Annotated in this window: 18 protein-coding genes, 1 tRNA gene and 1 other RNA gene; 13 read left to right on the top strand and 7 right to left on the bottom strand. The window is 34.9% G+C overall.

What is annotated here, in order from left to right; all coding sequences use genetic code 11:
* Window positions 1–26: 26 nt before the first annotated feature.
* Window positions 27–1,244, bottom strand: a complete 1,218-nt coding sequence (locus ACFINA_RS03335; RefSeq protein WP_375606944.1) for a mechanosensitive ion channel family protein — start codon at window positions 1,242–1,244, stop codon at window positions 27–29.
* A 134-nt stretch (window positions 1,245–1,378) separates the two neighbouring features.
* Here ACFINA_RS03335 and dnaG point away from each other — a divergent pair, with 134 nt between their 5' ends.
* The 3 genes from dnaG (at window position 1,379) to ACFINA_RS03350 (ending at window position 6,751) form a co-directional block, all read left to right on the top strand.
* Window positions 1,379–3,316 (top strand): DNA primase, encoded by a 1,938-nt coding sequence (gene dnaG, locus ACFINA_RS03340; RefSeq protein WP_375614606.1) that lies wholly within the window; start codon window positions 1,379–1,381, stop codon window positions 3,314–3,316.
* A 353-nt stretch (window positions 3,317–3,669) separates the two neighbouring features.
* The gene (gene rpoD, locus ACFINA_RS03345) at window positions 3,670–5,685 is read left to right on the top strand and encodes an RNA polymerase sigma factor RpoD (protein WP_375606946.1); all 2,016 of its coding nucleotides are present in this window, start codon (window positions 3,670–3,672) and stop codon (window positions 5,683–5,685) included.
* A 604-nt stretch (window positions 5,686–6,289) separates the two neighbouring features.
* A complete protein-coding gene (locus ACFINA_RS03350; protein ID WP_375606947.1) occupies window positions 6,290–6,751 on the top strand; it encodes a YcgN family cysteine cluster protein in 462 nt (153 codons plus the stop codon).
* 28 nt (window positions 6,752–6,779) lie between these two features.
* Here the strand turns inward: ACFINA_RS03350 and ACFINA_RS03355 are convergent, their stop codons facing one another.
* The gene (locus tag ACFINA_RS03355; protein ID WP_375606948.1) at window positions 6,780–7,517 is read right to left on the bottom strand and encodes an SIMPL domain-containing protein; all 738 of its coding nucleotides are present in this window, start codon (window positions 7,515–7,517) and stop codon (window positions 6,780–6,782) included.
* Window positions 7,518–7,698: 181 nt separating this feature from the next.
* Between ACFINA_RS03355 and ACFINA_RS03360 the strand changes: the two genes are divergently transcribed.
* Together ACFINA_RS03360 and ACFINA_RS03365 are read left to right on the top strand one after the other, a co-directional pair.
* Window positions 7,699–7,775: transfer RNA gene (locus tag ACFINA_RS03360), tRNA-Ile, on the top strand.
* Between the two features lie 1,685 nt (window positions 7,776–9,460).
* A complete protein-coding gene (locus ACFINA_RS03365) occupies window positions 9,461–9,643 on the top strand; it encodes a hypothetical protein (RefSeq protein ID WP_273790801.1) in 183 nt (60 codons plus the stop codon).
* On the opposite strand, the gene ACFINA_RS03370 is transcribed toward ACFINA_RS03365, so the two are convergent.
* Window positions 9,567–9,881 carry a helix-turn-helix domain-containing protein gene (locus ACFINA_RS03370; protein ID WP_007347852.1) on the bottom strand — a complete coding sequence of 105 codons (315 nt, stop codon included), beginning with the start codon at window positions 9,879–9,881 and terminating at the stop codon, window positions 9,567–9,569. The two genes, ACFINA_RS03365 and ACFINA_RS03370, sit on opposite strands and share 77 nt — an antisense overlap.
* Window positions 9,882–10,490: 609 nt before the next feature.
* Here ACFINA_RS03370 and ACFINA_RS03375 point away from each other — a divergent pair.
* Both ACFINA_RS03375 and ACFINA_RS03380 read left to right on the top strand, forming a co-directional pair.
* The gene (locus ACFINA_RS03375) at window positions 10,491–10,616 is read left to right on the top strand and encodes a hypothetical protein (protein WP_375606949.1); all 126 of its coding nucleotides are present in this window, start codon (window positions 10,491–10,493) and stop codon (window positions 10,614–10,616) included.
* Window positions 10,617–11,192: 576 nt separating this feature from the next.
* A complete protein-coding gene (locus ACFINA_RS03380; protein ID WP_273790799.1) occupies window positions 11,193–11,504 on the top strand; it encodes a hypothetical protein in 312 nt (103 codons plus the stop codon).
* A 753-nt stretch (window positions 11,505–12,257) separates the two neighbouring features.
* Here ACFINA_RS03380 and ACFINA_RS03385 read toward each other — a convergent pair.
* A complete protein-coding gene (locus tag ACFINA_RS03385; RefSeq protein WP_142416545.1) occupies window positions 12,258–12,437 on the bottom strand; it encodes a DUF1508 domain-containing protein in 180 nt (59 codons plus the stop codon).
* A gap of 391 nt (window positions 12,438–12,828) precedes the next feature.
* On the bottom strand, window positions 12,829–13,368 hold the full coding sequence (locus ACFINA_RS03390; protein WP_375606950.1) for a helix-turn-helix domain-containing protein: 540 nt from the start codon (window positions 13,366–13,368) through the stop codon (window positions 12,829–12,831).
* Between the two features lie 360 nt (window positions 13,369–13,728).
* On the opposite strand from ACFINA_RS03390, the gene ACFINA_RS03395 reads away from it, so the two are divergent.
* Window positions 13,729–14,781, top strand: coding sequence for a DUF475 domain-containing protein (locus tag ACFINA_RS03395; protein ID WP_375606951.1), 1,053 nt, complete (start codon window positions 13,729–13,731; stop codon window positions 14,779–14,781).
* A 470-nt stretch (window positions 14,782–15,251) separates the two neighbouring features.
* On the opposite strand, the gene pncA is transcribed toward ACFINA_RS03395, so the two are convergent.
* Complete coding sequence (gene pncA / locus ACFINA_RS03400) at window positions 15,252–15,860, bottom strand: bifunctional nicotinamidase/pyrazinamidase (RefSeq protein WP_375606953.1); 609 nt, start codon at window positions 15,858–15,860, stop codon at window positions 15,252–15,254.
* A 47-nt stretch (window positions 15,861–15,907) separates the two neighbouring features.
* The gene (locus tag ACFINA_RS03405; RefSeq protein ID WP_375606954.1) at window positions 15,908–16,444 is read right to left on the bottom strand and encodes a hypothetical protein; all 537 of its coding nucleotides are present in this window, start codon (window positions 16,442–16,444) and stop codon (window positions 15,908–15,910) included.
* Window positions 16,445–16,604: 160 nt separating this feature from the next.
* Between ACFINA_RS03405 and ettA the strand changes: the two genes are divergently transcribed.
* The 5 genes from ettA to rnpB all read left to right on the top strand — a co-directional run bounded on the left by ettA (window position 16,605) and on the right by rnpB (window position 24,750).
* Complete coding sequence (gene ettA, locus ACFINA_RS03410; RefSeq protein ID WP_375606955.1) at window positions 16,605–18,254, top strand: energy-dependent translational throttle protein EttA; 1,650 nt, start codon at window positions 16,605–16,607, stop codon at window positions 18,252–18,254.
* 672 nt (window positions 18,255–18,926) lie between these two features.
* Window positions 18,927–19,865: an ArsR/SmtB family transcription factor gene (locus ACFINA_RS03415; protein WP_375615071.1), complete on the top strand. Its 939-nt coding sequence runs from the start codon at window positions 18,927–18,929 to the stop codon at window positions 19,863–19,865.
* A 2,163-nt stretch (window positions 19,866–22,028) separates the two neighbouring features.
* Window positions 22,029–22,406, top strand: a complete 378-nt coding sequence (locus ACFINA_RS03420) for a hypothetical protein (RefSeq protein WP_375615072.1) — start codon at window positions 22,029–22,031, stop codon at window positions 22,404–22,406.
* A 1,360-nt stretch (window positions 22,407–23,766) separates the two neighbouring features.
* The gene (locus tag ACFINA_RS03425) at window positions 23,767–24,276 is read left to right on the top strand and encodes a lytic transglycosylase domain-containing protein (RefSeq protein ID WP_375606959.1); all 510 of its coding nucleotides are present in this window, start codon (window positions 23,767–23,769) and stop codon (window positions 24,274–24,276) included.
* 83 nt (window positions 24,277–24,359) lie between these two features.
* An RNA gene (rnpB, locus tag ACFINA_RS03430) (RNase P RNA component class A) lies at window positions 24,360–24,750 on the top strand.
* Window positions 24,751–24,936: the final 186 nt, after the last annotated feature.

Below are 24,936 nucleotides of genomic sequence, written 5' to 3' on the forward strand. Positions count from 1 at the left end.
AATTAATAAATTGAAGTTTATTGTTTTTATTTTACTTTTGCTTTTAATACTTGATTAAAATCATAACCGCTTGGATTTTGAAAAACCTTTAGACCGAAACAGGGCAGAATGGAATAAAGGTGATCAAAGATATCGCCTTGAATTTGTTCATAGTCTATCCAAACGGTGGTGTTCGTAAAGCAATAGATTTCTAAAGGTAAACCATTTTCTGTAGGAGGTAATTGTCGTGCCATGAGGGTCATATTAGGATTGATGTTTAGATGCTGTTGTAGATAAGCAAAAACATAAGCACGAAAAGTTCCAATGTTGGTTAAACGGCGTGTATTGGCTAAGACATCATGATTTTTATCTAATTGAGCATTCCATTGATCAATTTCTGCTACTTTTTGCGTGAAATAATTTTCTAATAAATTAAATCGGGAAAGATATTTTTGTTCTTCTTTTGTGAGAAAATGGATACTTGATTGATCAATAAAAAGAGAGCGTTTGATGCGTCTTCCACCCGATTCTTGCATTCCACGCCAATTTTTAAAAGGGTCGGTCACAAGTTTACGGATAGGAACTGAGGTGATGGTGTTGTCGAAATTTTGAACTTTAACAGTATGCAAGGCAATTTCAATAACATCACCATCGGCACCGAGGTTGGGGATTTCAATCCAATCCCCAACACGCACCATATCAGTGGATGAAATTTGAATACCGGCAACGAGAGAAAGAAGCGTATCTTGAAAAATTAACATGAGAACCGCGGCCATTGCACCAAGACCGGAGAAGAGAATAAGAGGGGAGCGGTCAATTAATGTAGCGACCATTAAAATTGTTGCAACAGCAAAAAGTGCAATTTTAGCAATTTGAATATAACCTTTTATTGGTTTTAGTCGTGCTGTTGGTCGTTGTTCGTAAAGGATGTTAATGACATTGAGACAGGAAGAAATTGTCAGGACGACAAAGAAGATAATGAAGGCGTTGGCAACATTACCGATGACAGTGCTAAATGCATCGGGCAATGTTGAGATAAAATTAACACCAATTGAAAGAATAAAAGCTGAAATGATATCCGCTATGTATTGAATAGCATTATTAATATCGATCGTTGTATTTTTTGGGAGAAAAGAAGAGAGTTTTTTTGCTCCGTGAATAAGTAATTTTCGTCCTAGAAAGTTCACTAAAAGGGCAGCTATAGTAAGAATAACAAGCCAAGAAATAGCCTCTAACCACGGATATTGAGCAATAAATTCGATCACTTTTTATTCTCCATTTCTAAAAATATATGCAGTTGAGGGTTTAAAATTTTACAACTGCTTAAGAGGAAGTATTGGAATTATGCTCTAAAGTCGTTAAATATGCAAAAAAGAATTTTTAAACTCTGTGAGAGATAATGCGTTTTCCGCCCGATTTCCTTAATGAACTGCGTACGAGACTCCCAATTTCAACAGTAATTGGTCAACGGGTGGATTTTGATCCTCGAAAAAGTAAGCCTTCACGGGGAGACTTTTGGTGTTGTTGTCCATTTCATGGTGAAAAAACGCCAAGTTTTCATTGTGATGATCATAAAGGGCGCTATTATTGTTTTGGTTGTGGTGTAAGTGGAGATATTTTTACCTTTTTGTGTGAGCTTGATGGACTGCACTTTTCAGAAAGTGTAGAGCGTTTGGCTGATTTTGCGGGAATGAAACTCCCTATTTTGGATTCACAAAGTCATCAGCGTCAACTGGAAAAAACTGACCTTTATGATGTGATGAAAATTGCTACAGATTTTTTTCAATATAATTTACGCGATAAAGGAGGTATGCAAGCACGTCGTTATCTGGATGCACGTGGTGTTACACCAGAGCTTGTAGAGCGTTTCCGCATTGGTTTTGCACCGGTAAGGCGTACAGCTTTGAAAGAAGCTTTGAGTGCACAGGGCATTTCAATAAAGCAAATGGAAGAATGTGGGCTTCTCTCAGTGCATGAGGAGAGCGCGGATTCTTATGACCGATTTAGAAATCGCATTATGTTTCCTATCGAAGATTTGCGCGGACGTGTGGTGGCTTTCGGAGGGCGTGCATTAGAGAAAGATACACGAGCAAAATATCTCAATAGCCCTGAAACAGTGCTGTTTCATAAAGGAAATATACTTTATAACGCGGCAGCAGCTCGCAAAAATAGTCGCTTTGTTGGCGATGAGAAAATTCATTCACTCCTTGTTGTTGAGGGGTATATGGATGTTATTGCATTAACTAAAGCTGGTTTTGAAGGAGTTGTAGCACCCTTAGGGACAGCATTAACGGAAGCGCAAATTGAGCTTTTATGGCAGATGGGGAAGGAGCCTATTTTGTGTTTTGATGGTGATGATGCGGGTTTAAAAGCTGCTTTTCGTGTTGCTGATCGTGTGTTGCCTCTTTTAAAGGCTGGGGTTTGTGTACGCTTTGTTTTGTTGCCACAAGGGAAAGATCCTGATGAAATTGTTTGTGCTGGTGGAGCACAGCTTTTTTCTTCTTTTTTGCAAAAAGCTATTCCTTTGAGTGAGCTTTTATGGTGGCGTGCTACCTATGGAAAGCATTTTGAAATTCCAGAGGCACGAGCAGCGCTAGAAAAACAACTAAAACAACAAATTTTTACGATTAAGGATGAAGATGTCCGTCGTTATTATTTGCAAGATATAAAAAAACGCCTTTTTGATTTTTTTCGTCCCTCTTTTTCAAAACAAAAGGGGGAAGGGCGATATGGTCAATCTTCACCAAATAGGACCTTTAAAGATCAAACCTTTTCTCTGTTAGCAAATTCTGAAATAGTACGAAATTCTTCGCAATCTATCCCTTTGCGTGAAGCAGTGATTTTACTTACTTTAGCTTACTATCCTGAGTTGTGGTATGAAAATTTTGAAATTCTTTCTGAGTTAGAATTAAAAAATACTCAATTGATAATTTTTCATCAAGCCATGTTGGAAATTCTTGGGGACCAACAGCTTCATGATAAAGAGACGATGGTTGCATTCTTAGAAAAAAGAGGACAAAAGGCTCTGTTAGAGCGTATGAAATATCTTGTGCAAAATATTGGTATGCGTATTATTCTTGGTGGATCTCCTATAGAAGATGCACGTGCTATATTAAAACAAGCTGTCTACTTGCATCTTCAAGAACACCACCTACATAAGAGGTTACAGGATATTGAAGAGCAACTTGTAGAAAATCCTAAGAGTGAGGTTTTTGATCTGCTTCGTGAGGTAAAAAATGAGCTGGAGCAGATGCAGGCAACAGAAGCGTTAATTGAAGGATTTGGAAGTTGGTTGGATGAAAAAATAGACGGGAATACACAAGATACGATAAAATGATTCGCTTTTTTAATGCGAATCAGTCACTTAAATTTTAGATGAGGAAGTTTATGTGGAGTGACATTCTTATAAAGATGACAATTAAATTTTAGGAAAAGCGGGCAAATTTTAGGAAAAGCGGGAAATTGGTTCTTACGATAGGGTACAGAGATTATCTCAGAAGGACTGAGAGGTGTCGGGGAAACTTCTGGAGTTTTCCCGCGTTTTTGGCTGAATGACAAGGTGTATACAAAATGTATTCTTTCTAATAGTAATCTCTTAAGAAATATATATAAGAAACTATTGGGTGATTGAAGTGAGAACAAAAAAGCTGGTCACATAGAAACTATGGCGTGATCGAGTGGAGTTATGGTATGGCAACAAAGGTTAAACAGAAAGATAATGCAGAAGTAAAAAGCCAAGCGAGTTTAGATGGCCCTCTTCTTGATTTTTCTGATGATGCCATCAAGAAAATGATTAAACTTGCCAAAAAAAATGGTTACGTAACGATGGATGAACTCAATGCAGTTCTTCCTTCTGACGAGGTTACATCCGAACAAATTGAAGATATCTTGGCGATGTTCTCTGAGATGGGGGTTAATGTTGTGGATGATGAGGATGAAGTTGAGTCTGAAAATTATGAAGAAGAAGTTACGGTAGAGGGGGGGGATTTAGTAGAAGCCTCTAGCCACGCAATTGCAACGACAACGAATAAACGCGAAGTAACAGATCGCACCGATGATCCGGTGCGTATGTATTTGCGTGAGATGGGAGCTGTTGAGCTTCTTTCGCGGGAAGGCGAAATTGCCATTGCTAAGCGTATTGAAGCAGGCCGTGAGACAATGATTGCGGGACTTTGTGAGAGTCCTTTGACTTTTCAGGCTCTTATTATCTGGCGTGACGAGTTAAAAGAGCAGCGTATTCTTCTTCGTGAAATTATTGATCTTGAAACGACTTATGCTGGTCCAGAAGCAAAGCAGGCTCCTGTTATTGAGCGAAGTGAAGTTGATAAGACAGTAGAAGAAAAAATGTCTTCTGGTATACGTAATATGGGGGAGAGCGCAGGAGAGAGAAACATTGAAGACGATGATGAAGAAGACGAGGACGATGTTAACTTATCGCTTGCTGCAATGGAAAATGAACTTTGTCCTCAAGTTATGGAAACATTGGATTTTATTGCTCAAACCTATGTAAAATTACGAAAATTACAAGATCAGCATGTTGAAAGCAGTTTGGCAGAGCGTAAAGAGGGGGCACTTACATCTTCTCAGAAGAAGAAATATATTCAATTAAAGGGTGAGTTGATTCAAGCAGTAAAATCTCTTTCTTTAAACCAAAATCGTATCGAAGCTTTAGTTGAACAGCTTTATGACATTAATAAGAGATTGATTCATAATGAAGGTAAGCTGAAACGGATTGCCAATAGCTATGGCATTGGCCATGAGGATTTTTTAAAAGAATACCAAGGGCGTGAATTGGACGCGGATTGGATGAATTATATTGCTGCTTTGCCTACACCTGGTTGGAAAGAGTTTTCGGTGCGTGAAGCAAAAGAAATCCATAAACTGCGAAGTGAGATACAAAATCTTGCGCAAGAAACGGCTATTTCGATTGGTGAATTTCGTCGGATTGTTATGCAGGTGCAGAAAGGTGAACGCGAATCAACAATTGCGAAAAAAGAGATGGTAGAATCTAATTTGCGTCTTGTCATTTCAATTGCAAAAAAATACACCAATCGTGGTTTGCAGTTTCTTGATCTTATTCAAGAGGGCAATATCGGTTTGATGAAGGCTGTGGATAAGTTTGAATATCGGCGCGGTTACAAGTTTTCAACTTATGCGACATGGTGGATTCGTCAGGCTATTACACGTTCAATTGCTGATCAGGCACGTACAATTCGTATCCCTGTTCATATGATTGAAACAATTAATAAAATCGTTCGTACCTCGCGTCAGATTCTCCATGAAATTGGACGAGAACCAACACCAGAAGAATTGTCTAGCAAGCTTTCTATGCCGTTAGAAAAAGTACGAAAAGTTCTTAAAATTGCAAAAGAGCCTATTTCACTCGAAACGCCTGTTGGTGATGAAGATGATTCCCATTTGGGTGATTTTATTGAGGATAGGAATGCGTTATTACCAATTGATGCTGCTATCCAAGCTAATCTGCGAGATACGACAACACGCGTTCTTGCTTCATTAACACCGCGGGAAGAGCGTGTTTTGCGTATGCGTTTTGGAATAGGGATGAATACAGATCACACGTTGGAAGAAGTAGGACAACAATTTTCAGTTACAAGAGAGCGTATTCGTCAGATCGAAGCAAAGGCACTTCGTAAATTAAAACATCCTAGCCGTTCACGAAAATTGCGCAGTTTTCTCGATTCTTAAATAAAGGAATTCGTGTGCATTTTAATAGCTTCCTTCTTCTTCTTCTTAATGAAGGGGGGGAGGTGCTTTATGTTGTACTTGGATACTTTTTTGAGAAAAACATAGGAAGAATTTGAATAATCTAGAAAGTTTACGATGTTTAATGTTTTTCTTATCTTTGGGGCTTTATACTTCTCAATAGATATAGGGCAAAGGGTGGTTATGGAGTAAAGAGTAGGGGGGCTTTCAAAAAATGAACGATAAAATATTACCTTGCGTATAGCACGGCTCGTTTTTTAAGAAATGAGATCTATTAGGAATAAACTTATATTGCAACATACGGACTTTTTGATGAAAATGTATATTCTTTGCGGAATTTTTCTATCATTTTAGGTGACGCATTTTATTCTTCGTTAAGTTTACAAAAAGATGTTTTAATAGGTTACGTTCATTTATATACGCTATTTTTTGAATATTCTCTTTTTATTCAGATGAATTTTAAGAACATGGTTTAAACTATACATTGAGTTTAATCTTTTTAAGAGACAAAAATAGATGAAATTATAGAAATTAAATGTTTCATTTTTTATAGATCGTCTTAATTTAAAAAGGTGTGTCTGAGTTTATGAGTGAAGAACTTCCCTTTTGGAAAGTAAAAAAATTAGAAGAGATTTCCATTTCTGAGTGGGAGAGCCTTTGTGATGGCTGTGGCCGTTGTTGTCTCCATAAAGTTGAGGACGACGATACGGGTGACCTTTATGCAACCAGTATTGCTTGTCGTCTTTTAGATGGGGAAACCTGCAGGTGTCGAGATTATGCTCATCGTAAATCAATTGTACCAGATTGTATATCGCTAGACATTACAACAGTTAAAACAGCCTGTTGGCTTCCAGAAAGTTGTGCTTATAGATTAATTTACGAGGGAAAAGATCTTCATTGGTGGCATCCATTGGTATCAGGAGATTGTCAGACGGTACATATCGCGCGTATTTCTGCACGCGAACAGATAGAGATTTACGAAGACGAATTATTATCTGAGGAAGATTATCTTTATCACATTACTGGTCTTCTACGTGAAGGCCAGTAATGTGATTTTTTATACAACAGTTGGTGACTTAATCGATCGCAAAGACTACAGTGACACTCACATTATAATTTAATTCACCACCTGCAAAATTTGTATTTGCGTAGCTTGCATCTGCTGCTCTACTCATGAGACGTGGTGCTGGATGGTAGTAATCATCCTTTTCATTGATTTCAATAATTTTTCCTAATTTTAAATCGGCAGCTTGTGCTATCGTTTGCGCTTTTTCAATGGCTTCAGTAATGGCTTTTTTACGTGCTTCTTGATAAAATGGCTTTGTATCTGCGTTGGTAAAAGTAATGCCGTTAACTGAATTAACACCTAGTGTCATCGCTTGATCAAAGATTTTACCAGCATTGGTAAGATCACGAATGCGCACGGTTAAAGAATTTGAAACATGATAGAGTTTTTCATTATTCTTTTTTTCGTGGTGGTTATCAGAGGTCGACTGATAAATGGATAAGCCTGATGTTTGCAAATCATTTGCTTGGATACCATTGTTTTTAAAAGCTTTTATAATATCATTGATGGATTGATTATTAGAAGCTAATGCCTTTTGGGCAGTTTTGTCATAGGTAACAACGGCTAGATTAATAATGGCCATATCCGGTGCTGCTTGACTTTCTCCGGTTGCAGTCACTGTGATTGTTGCATTTTTTATTTTGTTTGCTTCAGCATGCACAGTCAATGAAGTGGTTAAGAGTGTGAATGCTAATATAGCTGTTTTAACCAGAGACCCCTTCAGTGGTTGAATTTTCTTTTTTATCATATCTATTCCTTTAATATTTATCAGTTTATTACTTTCTCATTTTTGAGAGTTTTTGTAAAGAAATTAGAGCACTGGAAAAAAAACCAATAGAAAAGAGAAAAAAAGAGAAAAAGATGGGTTATAATCTTTGTCAGCTCTTGTATCATAGGGCATTTTAGTTTAGAGAGAAACAACCTATGTAGGGCCTGTAGCTCAATTGGTTAGAGCCAGCGGCTCATAACCGCTTGGTTGGGGGTTCGAGTCCCTCCGGGCCCACCAATAGGGAAATGTCCAATAGAAAAATAGATCGCTTAAAAGTTTTGAGATTCTACCTTTTTCGTTTTTTATTTATTTTCCTGTTTTTTTAGAATCTTTTAGTCGTTGTTTGTTGCAGTTTTTTCTCTCAGTCGCTTTAATATGATGGTATGTTTTCTTAGTTTCATCAAAGAAGTTCTCTCACTTGCAACCTTTTAGCATTTGGATTAACTGATATGTGTCCTATTTACTTTTTTAATTCATATACTGTTTTATAATTTTTCTGTATGGTGTTCTTCATAAAATAGAAGGCTAAAAGCTTCATTGGATAAGTTTATTTATACTTGTTCTGCAAATAAATAGACCTCAATAAAAGCAATTTTAAAGATTGTACCTGTTCAGAACAAATGGCTCAAAAAAAATTTAGTGTAAATTTGCTTTTTTCTAAGTGATGTTAATGTCTTTTAGACGTTCGAATAGCATCATCGTGATGAAAGGTTAGTGTATAAGAGAATGTGATCTATGGGCATTCATATGTATCATGGGGGCAACGATGATAACATTTGTTGATATTTTCTTTTTCACAAGAAAGGAATTCTATTTGATATTTTGAGAAATATTGTTCATAGTGACGGTGGCGTGTTCTCTGAAAGAATTTTATTAATTATTCTTTGAAAAATCAATTGAGTGATTGTTTCTATTGCTTTGCATCATCCAGATTCTATTGTAATAAGCATTTTATTATTCTGTAAGAAATGTTTTCTATGATATTGGAAAATTCATTAAAATACCATTTTGGACTTTGTGTATTTTCTGTTTAATGCTCAAAGTATAGCATGTAATTCGAATTGTTATTGAAGAACCAAAGGTCTTTTTTGATTTTATTCTCATCGGGGATTGATCGTATTTTGATAAACCTAGCTCTTTTTTGTATTGCTAAAATCTTCCTTGTATTGATTGTGAGGAGAGTTTGATCTTTGTTATGAGTTTCTTCTCTTATGAAAAATTATTGGCAGGGAGAGTGTTTTTTGGGAAAAGTATACTTCTTCTTCAAAGTCATACTTTGAAAATATAATTCTTCATTTGCATAAGGGAATTTCTCTCTTGTTGTAAATCTGTATCAAATTTACGTAAAAAGATTGTGCGTGGTGATTCGTTTTATTTTTTAATAGTATCATTTTTGCTTATGATAGAGACTTATATTAGTATTTACAAGGTGCGTTTAGAGGGGGGGGGTACCTGTAAACGTGTTACAGAGTTTTAGGTAGTGAGGCTCTGTTTATAAGAATTTATTCCTATAACATTGTTATATTCTTGCTTTGCAATATTGTTAAAAAAACATAGATAGTGCTATGTAGAATAAATTGTGATGTATTTTTTTCAAAAAAGCTCTTTCGTGTTCTCTTATATAGAGTTCAGGAGTGTCTTCAGGGATATTTTCACATTAGTTTTTATTGGTCCGAATCGCAAGATCTGCGTAACATTATTCGCGTTTTTGATAGATTATACCAATTTTCATAAGAAGGTCTGGATCGTGTGATGCTTTCTGTTTCACCATGGTACATGACTAATAGAACTTCATCTGATTTTGTAAAATAAGTTTGTACACAATTGCTTCCATACTGCCTATTGCAAATATTTTTTTCTAAGGTATGAGATATATTTTAAACGCTTTAGCGTTATATAGTGTGACTACATGGAGTATGACTATGAAGAATGATAAAAAATTTGAAACAACTTTATCTGATATTATTGTGAAATGGGAGTCTTTATCGACGTCTCAAAAGCAAGCGATATTGGATAAAGTAGAAAATTCTACAGATTCTGCTCATTCAACAGAACATTTAAGGCTTCAATCTTCTTTTTATCTCCAGACGAAATCAAAGTTATGAGTTTTAAATCTTCATCGGAAATGTTGAAACCAGTTATTACATATATGGCACTAGCATTTCCCAGTGTATTCAAAATAGCCATGAGTTTATCTACAGAAGGCCTCTTGCCTCCATTTATCATTTGTTGGACGTAATTTTGTCCACAGCCTGCAGCTCTGCTTATTTCAATCATTGTTCGTCCGTCACTTTTTATCAATTCAACTAAGCGTTGGAACCAATCTTTTTCAGTCTTTGTCATTTTTAGACCTTTACATATTTACGCTATAGCGTTAATATTGCGTTGCGAATCCAGAATATATGATACAAGGAGCGTGAAAATATCCATGTGTAGCTCTTCGCTAAGGAAGCATATAGAGTTGTTTTTAACTAATAACAAAATGTCCCCATACACTTTCAGATTCGAATCAATAAAAATGGTTGCTTAGTTCCACGGTTGTGAAAAAGTAAATGTGTATACCAGAAAGGGCGATACACACTCGTATGTTTATGAGATTTCACTATGATAGTATACGTAGCAGCATTATAAATCAAGATATACCCCAACATCAGAATTTGTAAAAAAAATTCTGCGTTGAGGTAGTGTGTGAATATAACAAAGCTTTAGAGCCTTAAGAGATAGGATAATGGCTGTAGAAAAAATGTAAATTGCATAGACAAAGAATACTGATTTCTTCTTTATTGTAATAAATTAGATCACTATCAGATGGTATATCGTATATATGCGTAAAAAAATGGGAAATATTAAAAAAGTGATCTTGGATATTTTATTAAACAGGAAGGTAATCTGATCCACAAAGGTGGTTGTTTGGTAGAATTGCACATTCGATCAATGCCCTTATGGGGGTGAATGTGTTTTTATGATGCTGCGGTTTATAATGAAGTCTGTGTTTATAATGATATTGTTATTTATAACAATGCATTAACATATGGTTGTTTAGTCGTTCGTACGAGTTCGCATGTTTATGAAAAATAAGAACTTTATCGTTATTTAAATATGAGTGGAGATGCATATGTTTATGCTAATGCGGTCTTTTTTGATCAAGTTTTGAATGCTCAATGTATTGAACTTTGTGGTGATACTCGTGATTGTAGAAAGGCTCGAGTTTATAATGATGCTTTAGTTTGTGGTGATGTAAAGATTTGTGGGAAGGCAAAATTTTACAGAAATGCTGTGCTTTGTGACACTGAAGATTTTTGTAATAATGAAAAACTTTCATATATAGCCGCATTCCACATGGCGTAAAAAAGGAAGATAGGAACGATTTGGGCAAGGCTTGTATGATTGGATTGCGTCGTTAGTTTTATTTGACGTTCCTTATTTTTTGTATTTTGTGTCAATAAATGTGTCGCAAATAATTGGTGTGAGTGTAGATTTAGCCGCTTTCAGAGATTTTTTTGCGTCATTTATCAATGCTTTAATGGAGAAAATAAGAACGCCGAGAGTGACTGTTCACACTTGGAACATGCGGTTTATTGCATTCTTTTTTTGATTGAGGATGAAACAAATTGATCAAGATGATCACTTGAGCGACAATTAAGGGAGATCCAAATGAGTGTAAACGAAATTTTATTGGGAGCAATGGTTGTTGTTTTGTTATGCAGCGGGGTTATATTTCGGTTTTCTTTATATTATCGCAGTCAAGTGAAAATTTTAAAAGAGGAATCTAGAAGAATAAAGCATGAGTTTTTAAGAGATTCTATGAAGATGACTGAAGAACGAGATAGGGCTATTAGAGAGCAAAGTATGGTGATTAAAAGACGTGACCAAGCAATTGAAAAACTGAAAAAACAAATTAAGCAATATGAAAAAAATGAAAAGAAATATAAAAAAATGCTTAAATCTGAAGATGATAAAGAGTGATTGTATTCATATTTTGCATTAAAGGGTTTGGAAATGTGTTAGGAATATTGGAATGACGAGAGAGATAAACTTTAATGAAGCCAATTATGGTGCTGATGGAGAGATTGTATTGGAAGAGATATTCAGGTTTACTCTGATTTTATGACAACATTTAATTTTATAAGACAGAGCGTCGTTGATCATAAAATAAGAATTTATGATGATAAACTAGTTTATAGGTAGGCTGGTTATTAAAAAGCGTGTTTATACAATCCAGAAATTTTATATTATTGCTGGAAACAATTTTGCGCGTTCCTTTTAGATGTAAGGTATAAATGCCACGATAGTTTCAGCTAATAGGTATAAAAAATTGCATGATAATAGAAAGAAAGAGATATTTGCTTTTTATGAAGATGAAATCGGTAAGTCAGTTATGGTTATCAGATACAGAAGAGGAATATGAACGTAAAAGATATTAATATCTTGGAGAGTAAATATATTTCATCATTGATGATTTATCTTCTCTTCATGTTTGTTTATTTTTTATGAAAAATACAAAACTTAAGAGATTTTCTTTTTGATAAAGGCTATAGAGATTTGAGTATGATTAAAAATAAACATATAATCTGTAAGAATATGACTGTTATTTGTGAGTGTTAGAAATAATACAAGAACTTTCTCTCATTGAGGGGAAATCCATCACTTTTCATTTGTCACAAAAGTAACTACCATACCATTATACAAAATAAACGCTTGTTTTAATGGTAAAGAACGTTAGGACTGTAGTTCTCTAATAAGAGCCTTATGTGTAATTTCTTTTATTTGCTCAATATTGATTAGGATATCTTGTTTTGTTGGGTAACCTTTACTAGAAAAAGCAATTTTTTGTGCATCTCCTGAGATTAAACGCCAGTACCATTGATTGTGAACTCCTTGAAACACCTCAAAATACATGCTTCCCACCTCATAAAATAGCTGATAATTTTCAGGATAAATATTTAACTAATCCGCTTGTAAACATTAATCTATGTCTCTCTAGGAAGTCGTCAATATATGCCCCTTAAATTTTCTGACCTTAAAAAATAATTTCTATGAGAGCTATTATTCTTTTAACAAGAAAAAAATTATTGTCAATAAGATATGAATGAGAATTTTATACTATAAAATTATTTTTTTTAATTTAATGACACTATACTTTTATTTACAACGCAAATATTTTTTCTGTCGTTATAGAAACAAAGTTTATAAATTATATAAAATTTCACCAGCACGGATAAAGTAAAAAACACTTTTCTCCATACTGGTAGAGTTTAATCATTTCTTGTTTTTCTTTTTAAATAGACGTTTATTGATTAGCTATAACCTCTTTTTGGGATACGCTTCGAATGAGTAAATCAATGAATAAGCTAAGGGTATAAGAATTGGCCATTTTAGCTTTCATATCAATAAGAGAGGTTGTAGTTTTAGGGTTAAAACCATTTGATAAACCTTGTCTTGACAAATATTGCTGCAATTTTTCATAAGAACTGTCGATTTTTTCTTGATTTAGTTTTTCGTTACGATCACTATCGGAAAGTGTTTCTTCCAGTCCCTCGATTTTTTTAATAAAATAATTCCAGTCAAAATCACCTTTTGTATATTCGGTGTCAAACATTTTTCCTTGTCCAGTTAAAAGCCAATTAATATTGACACCATATAACGTGCGGTATGTTTGTAAGACACTAAGATTGGGTTCTCTCTCTCCACGCTCATAAAAAGCAATGGAATTTTTTGTCATGCTAAAACTTTTAGCTAAGGTTTCACGTGATGGATCGCCTAAAGCAAGACGTACATAACGTAAACGTTTTCCAAATATGGTTTTTGATTCAGTTTCAGGACGTGCCACGAATTATCTCCCTCGGTAAATCATCATGGTATAAATCATTAAATAATAAAAGCACACTATGTATTAATATTCTATGATATAATGTCAATATTATAGCTTTAATTTCTTGTTATTTTTTTATTTTCGTAGATAGAAAGCAATCTTTCATTTATTGTATTGACAATTGATATTTACTTCAAAACAAAATTCCTTGTTGCTACATTTGTCTCTTGCTTTTTTTTGAGAGAATTTTCATGTAACCTTACCATATATATTCTATACACCCCTGCATTAATAGATGCAACTTTAAAGAGATGCAAGCTTTGGATTTATACTGTGTGTGCTGTAGTTGAATTAGAAAATAAACTTTGAGGAATGATCATGGCCCTATTACGCTATTTTGGGTGTGCTTTTTTTTTCACGATTATTGGTATTTTTTTAGGAGGGGCTATTGGTTGGTTCGAAACGGGAAGCATTACTGGTTTTCTTAAATATTTTTTTATTTGCTGTGTTTTAGGGATTTTGGAAATTTCTTTATCTTTTGATAATTCTATTATCAATGCGCGTATTCTTGGTAGAATGGATCCGTTATGGCGTCGCCGTTTTCTTATATGGGGCATTTTGATAGCTGTATTTGGGATGCGGATTGTTTTTCCGTTATTGGTGGTTGTCGTTGCTGTTGGGATTAATCCCATTGCGGCAGTCAAATTAGCGATATGGGAACCACATCGATATGCCGAAGTTTTAATCGATGCACATATGGGGATTGCCGCTTTTGGAGGAACTTTCCTTATGATGGTTGGCTTAAAATATTTTTTTGATTCTAAAAAAGAAGTGCATTGGCTTAATGTTATAGAGAGACCTGCTCAAAAGTTTGGGGCGCTTGTTGGAATTGATATTGCAATTGTTTTGATTTTGATCTTATTTGTTTCAGGTCAGATTGACGCAGAAAATAAAATAACTTTTTTATTGGCAGCACTTTATGGACTTTTGACCTTTATCGGTGTTGAAGTTGTCGGTCATCTCTTGGATACTCCTCAAAAGACTTTAACAACAGTAGCTCACGGGGGAGTAGGGGCGTTTCTTTATTTAGAAGTTCTTGATGCTAGTTTTTCTTTCGATGGCGTGGTTGGTGCTTTTGCCTTTTCACACAACCTTTTTATTATTGCGATAGGTCTTGGTATCGGAGCATTTTACGTTCGTTCTATGACAATTATGTTGGTTGAATCAGGAACATTATTGCATTATCGTTATTTAGAGCATGGTGCTTTTTATGCAATTCTAGTTCTTGCAGTGATTATGTATCTGCAAACGATTATATCGGTTCCTGAAGTTTTAACAGGACTTGTGGGAGTCTGTATTATTGGAATAGCATTGTATTCTTCGATTCGTTTTAAGCGTTGTCAATTGGATAAACAGGGCGTGTCTAAGTAATGAAAAATTCGTGTTTTCTCACGCTTTTGTTTATCGCATGTCTTTGAATAGAGAGAGGCTTTTTATGCAAAAAATGCCATGTTATTGCTTATTGATGTTTTTGTTTTAAAGTTGACACTCTTGCGCGATTTTCCTCCATGAGGTAAATAATGTATAATCTTTTGGATAACTTTTGACGTATAGAGGCTTTTTGACTTCAATATAAGGTGCAAGTTTACGCTATACTTTTTACCAGCTTTTAGTATCATAACTGCTCTTGCATTTAATGATTCATAAGAAGCATTTTGGCTGTTTTTTTTGCAAGATTTTTATTCATACATCAATCCTATTTATGATGTTTTAAGAGAATGGTATTGAAATAGGGGTGAAATGAGAGAATTTTACGATATTTGGGTTCCTTTCTTAAATAGGTAAAAAAATTTATTCATTATAAATCAGAATGTTATAATGGTAGATGAGAAAAGAATATTTTAGGAGAGCATTAACAGTTCTATACCTGCTTCGTTCATAGTTTTAAGCATAGTGTTTAGTGATCCGTTTACATCAATACCAGCACAAGCATTTAATGAAACACTGACTTTAAAACCGTATTGTATGGCGTGAAGAGCAGAGAATCCGACACAAAAATCAGTTGCTAAGCCGCACATAATGAGCTTGGTAAAACCATGTTCTTTGAGATAAACATGTAAACCTGTTGGTGTTTTTTGATCATTTTCAAGAAAGGCAGAATAACTATCCATTTTTGGATTATAGCCTTTTCTAAGGATAAGTTGTGCCTTTTCCACTCTAAGAGATGTATGAAACTCTGCTCCTTGTGTTCCTTGTATACAATGATCAGGCCAAAGTATTTGAGGACCATAGTCAAGAGTGACTGTATCATAGGTTTTTTTTTCAGGATAGCAGGAAGCAAAGCTGCAATGGTTTTTGGGATGCCAGTCTTGAGTTAAGATAACGTGATCAAAATGATTTATGAGATTATTGATGGCGGGTAAAATAGTATCACCTTGTGGTACTGCAAGTGCTCCACCAAGTAAGAAGTCATTTTGAACATCAATGACGATTAAGGCTTTTTTTTCCATAAATATATTCCTTATAGGAGACGCGCTTTTATCGTATTTTTAAAAAGCTATATTTCGCCTTGAAGTTTTGAAATGAGTTGCTGAATATTGATACTATTTTTACAGTTATCAAGCCAAAAGAGGGGAATGGATAAGTTTTTACAATTTGTTTTATAGTTTTTTACGAATTGTAACCACGTACCAATGGGGAGTGCACTGTAGTCATTTGTTGCTACGTGTTGATGCAATGCCTTCATGATCATTGGGCTTGGGACGTCAGATCCCATAAGGCGGCAGTCATTTTGTAAACGTAATTTAAGCCACATCAAGGAAAGGGGTGAAGTCCATTGTTTTCCGTAACAAAAAATCGATGAAAAAAGGGAAGGATTTTTTACGGCGTAATATAAAGCCCATAAGGCAAAAAAAGAAGGCGCGTAGAGAATTGCTTTTCTTTCTGGTATCCTATCACATTGATAAGTTGGTTTAATACGATAAAAATACAAGGTTATATCTGGTATGGAAAAGATGGGCAATGTTTGATAACATGTTTCAGGGACAGCTAAAAAGATTTGCTTTTTGCTTTTTGAGGCGATGTTTTTTTGCATTCAGAACCATACTGGGGCTTGTGAGATTAGAAAAAATGTACCAATATAAAGCGAAAAGCTTTTGATACGGTGTAAGCACTATTTACTGTACAGTTTCAAAAAGCGAAAGCAATTTTTTCAAACCCTAATCTTTAATATCGCGCAATATAAAGAGAAATTTATGGCACGTCAATTTATCTATCATATGGCTGGGCTCAACAAGTCTTACGGCAATAAAAAAATCTTAGAAAATATTCATTTGTCTTTCTATCCAGATGCGAAGATCGGTATTTTAGGGCCAAATGGTGCTGGTAAATCAACGATTTTACGTATTATGGCTGGGCTAGATAAGGAATATACAGGAGAAGCATGGCTTTGTGAAGGAGCGCGCTGTGGCTATCTACCACAAGAGCCTTTGCTTGATGCAAGCAAAGATGTGCGCGGCAATGTGATGGAAGGTGTTGCAGATAAACAGGCAATTCTTGAGCGTTATAACGAATTGATGATGAATTATAGCGAAGAAACGGCTGATGAAAGTGCACAGCTTCAGGATATTATTGATAGTCAGAATCTTTGGGATTTAGAAAGTCAAGTGGAAATGGCTATGGCTGCTCTTGGATGTCCGCCAGCCAATGGGGATGTCACAAAACTTTCTGGTGGTGAGAAGCGGCGTGTTGCGCTTTGTAAATTACTTTTGTCAAAACCTGATTTATTACTTTTGGATGAACCGACAAACCATTTAGATGCTGAAACGACGGCTTGGCTTGAGAGGCATTTACGTGAATATCCTGGGGCTGTGCTTTTGATAACCCATGATCGTTATTTTCTCGACAATGTAACGGGTTGGATTTTAGAATTAGATCGCGGTAGAGGTATTCCTTATGAGGGGAACTATTCTGCTTATTTGGGGGCTAAAGCCAAGCGTTTGGCTCAGGAAGGCCGTGAAGAGGCAGCGCGTCAACGTGCTTTATCACGTGAGCAAGAATGGATCGCTTCTAGTCCAAAAGGGCGACAAGCAAAGTCAAAAGCTCGGATTAAGGCTTATGATGAGTTGGTTCAAGCAGCACGTGAGCGCCGTCCTGGAGAGGCGCAAATCATTATTCCTATTGGAGAAAGGTTAGGACAAGTTGTTATTGAGGTTGATAATCTCTCTAAAGCTTATGGTGAACGTGTATTGATTGATTCTCTTTCTTTTAAACTTCCTGCTGGCGGCATTGTCGGCGTTATTGGTGCCAATGGTATGGGAAAGTCGACCTTGTTTAAAATGTTAACGGGACAGGAAAATCCCGATTCAGGTCAGATACGTATCGGTGAAACAGTTCACATGAGTTATGTGGATCAGAGTCGCGATTCCTTGGTGGGGGATAAGACTGTTTGGGAGGAAATTTCTGGTGGAAATGACATTATTAAATTAGGCAAATATGAGATGAATAGCCGCGCTTATTGCGGGGCTTTTAATTTCAAGGGGGCAGATCAGCAGCAGAAGGTGGCAAATTTATCAGGAGGGCAGCGCAATCGCGTACATTTGGCGAAACTTCTAAAAGAGGGGGGGAATGTGCTTCTTCTTGATGAACCGACAAATGATCTTGACACTGAAACATTGGGTGCATTGGAAGATGCATTGGAAAATTTCGCTGGTTGTGCAGTTATCATATCGCATGATCGTATGTTTCTTGATCGATTGGCAACACATATTTTAGCCTTTGAAGGTGATGGTCATGTAGAATGGTTTGAAGGTAATTTTGCTGAATATGAGGCTGATAAAGTTCGTCGTCTTGGGGCGGAATCTCTTAATCCTAAGCATGCAAATTATAAACCTCTTACACGCTAGAATTTTTATCTTATCGCAACTTTGTTGGAATAATAGTGTATTTTATTGTGTTTGTTATTTCATAAATAAAGTGTGTGTGTGCTCTGTGGAAGTTTTTATTCATTGAAAAAAGTAAGAGACATCTTATGAAATTATGACCTAAATAGGGTTATTCTACTCATGATATATAACCGGTTATTGCTTGTAAAATTGCAATGAAAAGGAGGAGATGAAGAGTATAGTATTACTTCTACAAATGCTCTGGTCATTGAGCATTATCGTCTTTACTTAATAAAGATGCAAGCTGACACTATCATATTATTTATTTTTTCTCAATGGTATGCAGTTCTTGTTTTGAGGTGGGCATAAAAGGTATTTTTATCTATATGTTCCCTCCGTTTATGTGCTGTAAGAGAATGATTTGGATTGATTTATCATAAATAGATTTGAAATGAGAAAAATTTATGGTATTCCGGTTTTTTATTCAAGTTAAAATGAATGAATTATTATTATAAATCAATGTATTATCATTATAACGAGAAACAGATGGATAAGATCTGTTCGTTTTTTACATGAGCCTATTTTTTTCATAGTATGATAAAATAGAGAGCACAAAATAGATGAGAATATGCGTTGTATGCTTGACTTTTTTTCCTATAAACAAATGTTTATAGGAATGTTTAGGGGATAATTATGAAAAAAAGTACAAGTTTAGATGCAATAATTGAGCTGCTGAAAGCGGTTGCAGAAGTAAGCCATTTACGTGTTCTTACGCTCTTGCGTCATGAAGATTTAACAATCCCTGATTTTATTTTTATTCTTGATCAGTCGCAAGCATGTATATCACGATATTTACGTTTATTGTACGAAGCACGATTGATTGAGCGTTATCAGAAGGGGGATAGCCTTTATTTTAAGCTTTGTCATGATTTTGGGGGTAAAGACATTGTGATGGGTATTCTTTCGTCTTTACCAAAGAATGATGTGTTGTTAGCGCATGATTTAGAACGTTTGAAGGACATTAAAAAGCAGCGTCAAAAAAGGAGGAAGAAGCATTTCTTACAAAATGCGTTGCAACGGGATGTATTACGGTCATCCTATATGGCAGATCATGGTGTAGAAAACTCTTTACTTGAAATCATTGGCGATAAACCATTTCAGATGATGCTGAATATTGGAAGAGGTGGAGACTCTATCTTAAAATTGTTTTCTAATCTTTATACGCATGCGGTTGAAGTTGTGCTTGATAGCGATGTTTTTCACTTGTCTGTTGGAGATACAACTTTTGATTTAGTTATTCTTCATTGGGTTTTACATTCTTTTGAAAATCCTGAAATGTTTCTTCATGAGATATCAAGTGTTTTGCGTCCCTATGGGCGTTTATTGATTGTGGATTTGAGTTATCATAAAGCTGATTCTTCACATTTTGATCAAGCACATATGCGTCTTGGATTTTCGACTTTACAAATAGAAAAGTGGCTAAAAAATGCCGGACTTATGCTAGAGCAAACAGTTTGTCTTACTCCTATACAAAATGAAAATAGTAAGGAGGGCATGGTTACACTTTGGCTTGCTCGTGATCCGCGTTTATTAGTTGACGATATCAAAGATAAACAAGTAGATTTTGCATAAATCGCGTTTGTTAACGCACTTTATTCTCTGATTTTTCTCAAGGAATAGCGTAGAGATAAAACTTTATTCAATCATTGATAAGCTATTGTTTTTTACATTTGTATTATGTTTTTATATGGGAGTATTGGTGTTTTATAGCGGCGTGTAGGCTGTATAATGAAACACCTTCTATAGAGTTAAGCCTATGAGGATCATTATTTAAGGTGTCCTGATATTATATTTTATTAGCCAATATATTGATTTTAAAAGATCATTGATTTTTTTAAACTCAATAAGAGGTTTGAATACAGGAATGTTGTCTCATTTCAAATTTCCTGTTTCAGAATCCGAAAGAGTCTGTTTGTCTGCTACAAAAGAAGGTATTTATCTTAATGATACCGTTTGTAAAAGAAAATACATCTTTCATACATTTTCTAAATGTGAGAGCGGCTGCAATATGATATAATGCCGCACAATATAATATAGTGAAGGCTCATACCTTTATAAATGTCAAAGATGGTGGTGCCCAATAGATCTTAAAATGTCTCTTTAAAACAGGTTTTTAGATAAGGAGTACCTTGGAACTTTTAGTGAGGGGTGCAAAAAGATGCTCTAAAAAGACGAAAAAGTAAAAGGGTAAGACAATGCATTATATTCATAAAATAAGATCGGCGATGATCTAGGGATAGTTTGTGGCTGAAAGTAGGAAAAAAAGCGTGATATTAAACTAAAGTTTCGTATCTCTTTATCATGAGAAGTTATGAAGGTTATTAAATAAGTCCATTGTTTTTGCCAAAAGTATTTTCTTTCTTTTTATGTTTGCCGCTCATCTTATGACGCAGTCCGTGGGTATAGCGTAAAATTGATAGGGCACCATCGTCTTTAGTTTAAGTAAAAGTTGTAAGTAGGCATCATCGTTTTATGTTTTTTATCCATATGCTTCTTCTTGTTTGTGATGTGCGATAGTATGGCTATTCATTAATTCAATAGACGAAGATTGAAAATAAGGGAACCTTACGTTTTTGAGATCTCTCATGTAAATTGTAAAATGATGAGTTCTGATTGTAAATCAATGAATTGTTTACGTTAGAAGAACAGACTATAAAAATTTTTGAGCATAGAAACTACTGTGTGTATTACTTTACGGGATCATTTAAATGATAGAGATTAAGAGAAAATGTCTGCGTTGATTTCGGTTTGTTATGTTAAAATGAGTTAGAGACTGTTGGTTATTGTAAAATGGTTTATCGTTACTTGGAATGACGATGGGGCGTGATTCGAAACAAATACCTTCAGAGTTCTCATTTTCTCATAAGATTAAGCTGTTTAAGTTCCTCATTGATTGTTACATGAAGGATGTAACAATATTTTAATGATCATTTACAGAAATTTTTTATAAATATAGATAAGATTTTATTTCTCTAATTTATTGTTTTATATGAATAATTCATAGCTTTCTTGCAAGAAGATGTTTTCCATTTTTTACGGTTATTTGTGTAAGATTTTAAAAATCTACGTTTTTCTTTTTGTGGTGATTGCTGTTGGAAAAGCGATTCTACTTTTACATAGTTTAATTTTTATAGGGTGGATACGTAGAAATTACTGTTTTTTAATATGATCATCAGAGTTATGAAAGAAACTATTTAAAAGTTATAATGATCGTAGATTCTAATTGATGCTTCTTGAAATAAAATTGCTTCAAATTGGGTCATTTTGAACTTTTTTTGCCTAAATTTAAACATTTTTAAATAATTTATAATTCTTTTATGTTTTTTTGCGTAGAAGATGATAAGAATTTCTTGTTGTTTAAAGAATTTTATTCCATAGCAAGAATATTGCATCGGCTATCTTAGTGGTTGATGTAAGAGGACAATCGGGGAACCTCCTCCCCCCCCCCCGCGTGGATCCCCTAGATTGTCTGGCCTGACTGAGGATTTCCTCAGTCAGGCTTTTTATAATTGTTTTAGGGGATGTGTAAGGTTTTATAGGGGGGAAGTGTAAGATCTGTTATTGTTTCGCTTATAGTACGTAAATATGTAGAGGGGGATGTCTTGTTAGGCGGATAGTGTTAGCGTATTTATTTTGAATAATTTGATTTTTCTTTATTGAGGCATTGTTGAATGCTATAAGGGAAATCGTAAAGGGAATCTATGTTTGTATTCTGTGATCTTTAGGTAAGAGATAATGGAATCTTTTTCGCATCGTATTATTTTTATTTTATTTGTGTTTTTTATTTTTGGCGCTGTCTTTTTTGCTTTTCAAAGTGGTGTTGTTTATCAGTTTTTTCCCGGTCACTCTTCTTTGTCTTCTCAGCAGCTTGATGTAACAGAGGAGGAGTTATTAGAGAGATTATCCGTATCTTTTCCAGATATCATCAAGCATCTTTCTAAAATGACCCCTCAACAGCAAGAGTTGTTTATTGCGCAGCTGCGTCGTGATGTAATTGCGCTTGCTTCTAAAAGTGGGCAGAGTCGTGAACAGGCTCAAAAATCTGGTGAAACTGTTGCTATGGCTCTCTCGAAAGCGATTTCTCGTCCTTCCATTGCTAATGCTTATTTTTAGCTATTTTTTTAATCGCGCTTTTGGGTTTTATTTTAAGGAGCAAGAGCTTTTCGTGAAGTCTTGAAAAGTGCGAGGAGATAATCAATTTGTAAGGTATTAACAAAATTTATCTCTCAAAAGGTAAGCAATTGGAGTATAAGGGTAATGTTGCAATCATTACAGGAGTGATAGAAAGTCTATCAAGGGTATTGGTCCAAGTTAATTGCATTATCAATCGCTACAATGACAAAAGCAGTATTGACTATAATAAAACACGTTAACCGCATTTTATATGCCGGTTATTTTTTTATTTGATATGAGAAAATAAAAAATTTAAAAGGATTTAAGCTTTTTTATTCTACGGATTTTAGGATATTTATCCACTTGTATGATTTCTGAAAATGAGGTGTAAGGCTGATAAGATGATAGTCTGTGACAAAGAAAAAATATTTGAATGAAGATGAGAGGTCTATTTTTATTTAAAAAGGCTTTAGGGGTATTGAGCTTTCTAACATTTTTCAAAAAAATAGACACAAGTAATTGTTAAGCTTTGTTGTAGGAAAAAACGGATATAACTTTTTTAGTATATTGTTTTATAATGATAATTTATCATTTTATATTGAATGAGAATCTTAAGAATTATAAAATCCTCTCATTTTAAATTTATCCATGGTGAAAAAATCAAAATCAGTTTCTTGTATACCACAAGTGGGAGGCTTGTGTGGATAAAAACTCTTTTAAAAAGGAATTAAAAAGCTTCTTTGAGATATCTTGAGAGCTAAAAGTCTGTTGCAATATTTTGAATTGGTAAATAGCGTATGATGGTTTTTGTATATCTATGGACTCCTTATGCACAGTGATGGAGGTAGGGGGGTGATTTTAGTCAATGGTTTATTGGGGCCATAAAGAATGCTGCGCGTGTTTATTGGTTAGAAAGAAGCATCAATAACGGGTTTTATTTTTGTGAAACTTTTGCGATATCGAGGATCTTTGGTAAAGATGATCTCGTCTCTATTGCTTTGTGGGATTGATATCAATAAAAAATTTAATCATCGTATATAAAAAAATATCATATCTTTTTAAAGTGCTATTTTGTAATATAAAAATTGATTGATACAATAGATATAGCAGAACTTGATAGAATATATCATTTTAGTTAATATGATATAAGTTTAATTATAGGCTTTTAATTTTTTTATTTGATGATATAGAGAAGTCTATAATTTTTGTATAAAGAGTTTTTCTTTTTATACAGAACTTTATCTTGAAATTGTCTTAATATTTCCCTTTTCAAGCCGTTCTTTTGCTTTCTTTTTTTGTACAATGCATTCGAAAATTATTTGCGGTTAGAATTTGAGAATTTTTGAGTGAGAGAAAGAAAATGCAATTTTTGAAAATTTTGTTAAATACAGCGTGTGCTGTATTTTTTGTATTTGATATAAGTTGGGCTCATAGTGTTTTAAATGTTGCAGAAGCAAAAGAAGGCTTAGGGAGTGTTGCTTCTCAGATTTCTAATCGTCCTTATGAGTTTCTTATTCAGAAATTTGCAAATAAGTATAATATTCCGGTTAATTTAGCACATGCTGTTGTAAAAGTTGAAAGTAATTATAAGGCAGGTATAAAGGGGGCTGCTGGCGAAATAGGTTTGATGCAAATTAAACCCTCTACGGCACGAGGGTTGGGCTTTAGTGGTTCTGTACAGGATTTGTACGATCCTGCGACCAATCTTGAATATGGTATGCGTTATTTGGCACGGGCCTATAAACTCAGTGGTGGAAGTACGTGTGGTACAATCCTTAAATATAACGCAGGTCATGCTGCAAAAAAAATGAATTCCATTTCAGCGAAATATTGCGCAAAAGTAAAGACTTATCTGGCTTCATTAAAATAAAAACATCTGTTGAGAGAGGTTTGTCATAAAATATTTTAAGATGCTATTTTCACGGAGCAAAAAATGTTTTATAAATCAGTATGTCAGTCGGCTGGGCAGCCGCGCTTGTCCAATGCTGAAAGGCGGCAGGTGAGGAAAGTCCGGGCTCCATGGAAAGACGGTGCCGGGTAACACCCGGCGGGGGTGACCCTAGGGAAAGTGCCACAGAAAGTAAACCGCCTATTTTAATAGGTAAGGGTGAAAGGGTGGAGTAAGAGCCCACCGCGCATTCAGTAATGAATGTGGCAAGGTAAACCCCACCGGGAGCAAGACCAAATAGAAATGACGTGCAAAATTTAATTTGCAGCCGATTTCCGGGCGAGTCATTCGGGTAGGTTGCACGAGGCGGATGGTAACATCCGTCCCAGATGAATGGTTGCCATGTAAAGTGTAAGCTTTACTCTACAGAACCCGGCTTATAGGCCGACTGATATTTCATGATGATACGCGATATTTTATAAGATCAATTATATATGGTCTTTTATGGAGTCTATGTGTTTGAAATGGACACTTGAGCAAAGAGTGTTTTAAAAAATTATAACATTTCTTTAAGTATAATGCGTTAGGATCTGTTTTAGGATAACTTTAGTTTTTTCGTTCATTGTGATTAATGTGATGAAG

The sequence above is a fragment of the Bartonella sp. AC10YNML genome (genome assembly GCF_042196825.1).
In the GTDB taxonomy this organism is placed as follows: domain Bacteria; phylum Pseudomonadota; class Alphaproteobacteria; order Rhizobiales; family Rhizobiaceae; genus Bartonella.

Coding starts and splice junctions, on each gene's coding strand:
- dnaG (WP_375614606.1), top strand. CDS start 1,379: ATGCGTTTTCCGCCCGATTTCCTTAATGAACTGCGTACGAGACTCCCA.
- rpoD (WP_375606946.1), top strand. CDS start 3,670: ATGGCAACAAAGGTTAAACAGAAAGATAATGCAGAAGTAAAAAGCCAA.
- ACFINA_RS03350 (WP_375606947.1), top strand. CDS start 6,290: ATGAGTGAAGAACTTCCCTTTTGGAAAGTAAAAAAATTAGAAGAGATT.
- ACFINA_RS03355 (WP_375606948.1), bottom strand. CDS start 7,517: ATGATAAAAAAGAAAATTCAACCACTGAAGGGGTCTCTGGTTAAAACA.
- ACFINA_RS03365 (WP_273790801.1), top strand. CDS start 9,461: ATGAAGAATGATAAAAAATTTGAAACAACTTTATCTGATATTATTGTG.
- ACFINA_RS03370 (WP_007347852.1), bottom strand. CDS start 9,881: ATGACAAAGACTGAAAAAGATTGGTTCCAACGCTTAGTTGAATTGATA.
- ACFINA_RS03375 (WP_375606949.1), top strand. CDS start 10,491: ATGTGTTTTTATGATGCTGCGGTTTATAATGAAGTCTGTGTTTATAAT.
- ACFINA_RS03380 (WP_273790799.1), top strand. CDS start 11,193: ATGAGTGTAAACGAAATTTTATTGGGAGCAATGGTTGTTGTTTTGTTA.
- ACFINA_RS03385 (WP_142416545.1), bottom strand. CDS start 12,437: ATGTATTTTGAGGTGTTTCAAGGAGTTCACAATCAATGGTACTGGCGT.
- ACFINA_RS03395 (WP_375606951.1), top strand. CDS start 13,729: ATGGCCCTATTACGCTATTTTGGGTGTGCTTTTTTTTTCACGATTATT.
- pncA (WP_375606953.1), bottom strand. CDS start 15,860: ATGGAAAAAAAAGCCTTAATCGTCATTGATGTTCAAAATGACTTCTTA.
- ACFINA_RS03405 (WP_375606954.1), bottom strand. CDS start 16,444: ATGCAAAAAAACATCGCCTCAAAAAGCAAAAAGCAAATCTTTTTAGCT.
- ettA (WP_375606955.1), top strand. CDS start 16,605: ATGGCACGTCAATTTATCTATCATATGGCTGGGCTCAACAAGTCTTAC.
- ACFINA_RS03415 (WP_375615071.1), top strand. CDS start 18,927: ATGAAAAAAAGTACAAGTTTAGATGCAATAATTGAGCTGCTGAAAGCG.
- ACFINA_RS03420 (WP_375615072.1), top strand. CDS start 22,029: ATGGAATCTTTTTCGCATCGTATTATTTTTATTTTATTTGTGTTTTTT.
- ACFINA_RS03425 (WP_375606959.1), top strand. CDS start 23,767: ATGCAATTTTTGAAAATTTTGTTAAATACAGCGTGTGCTGTATTTTTT.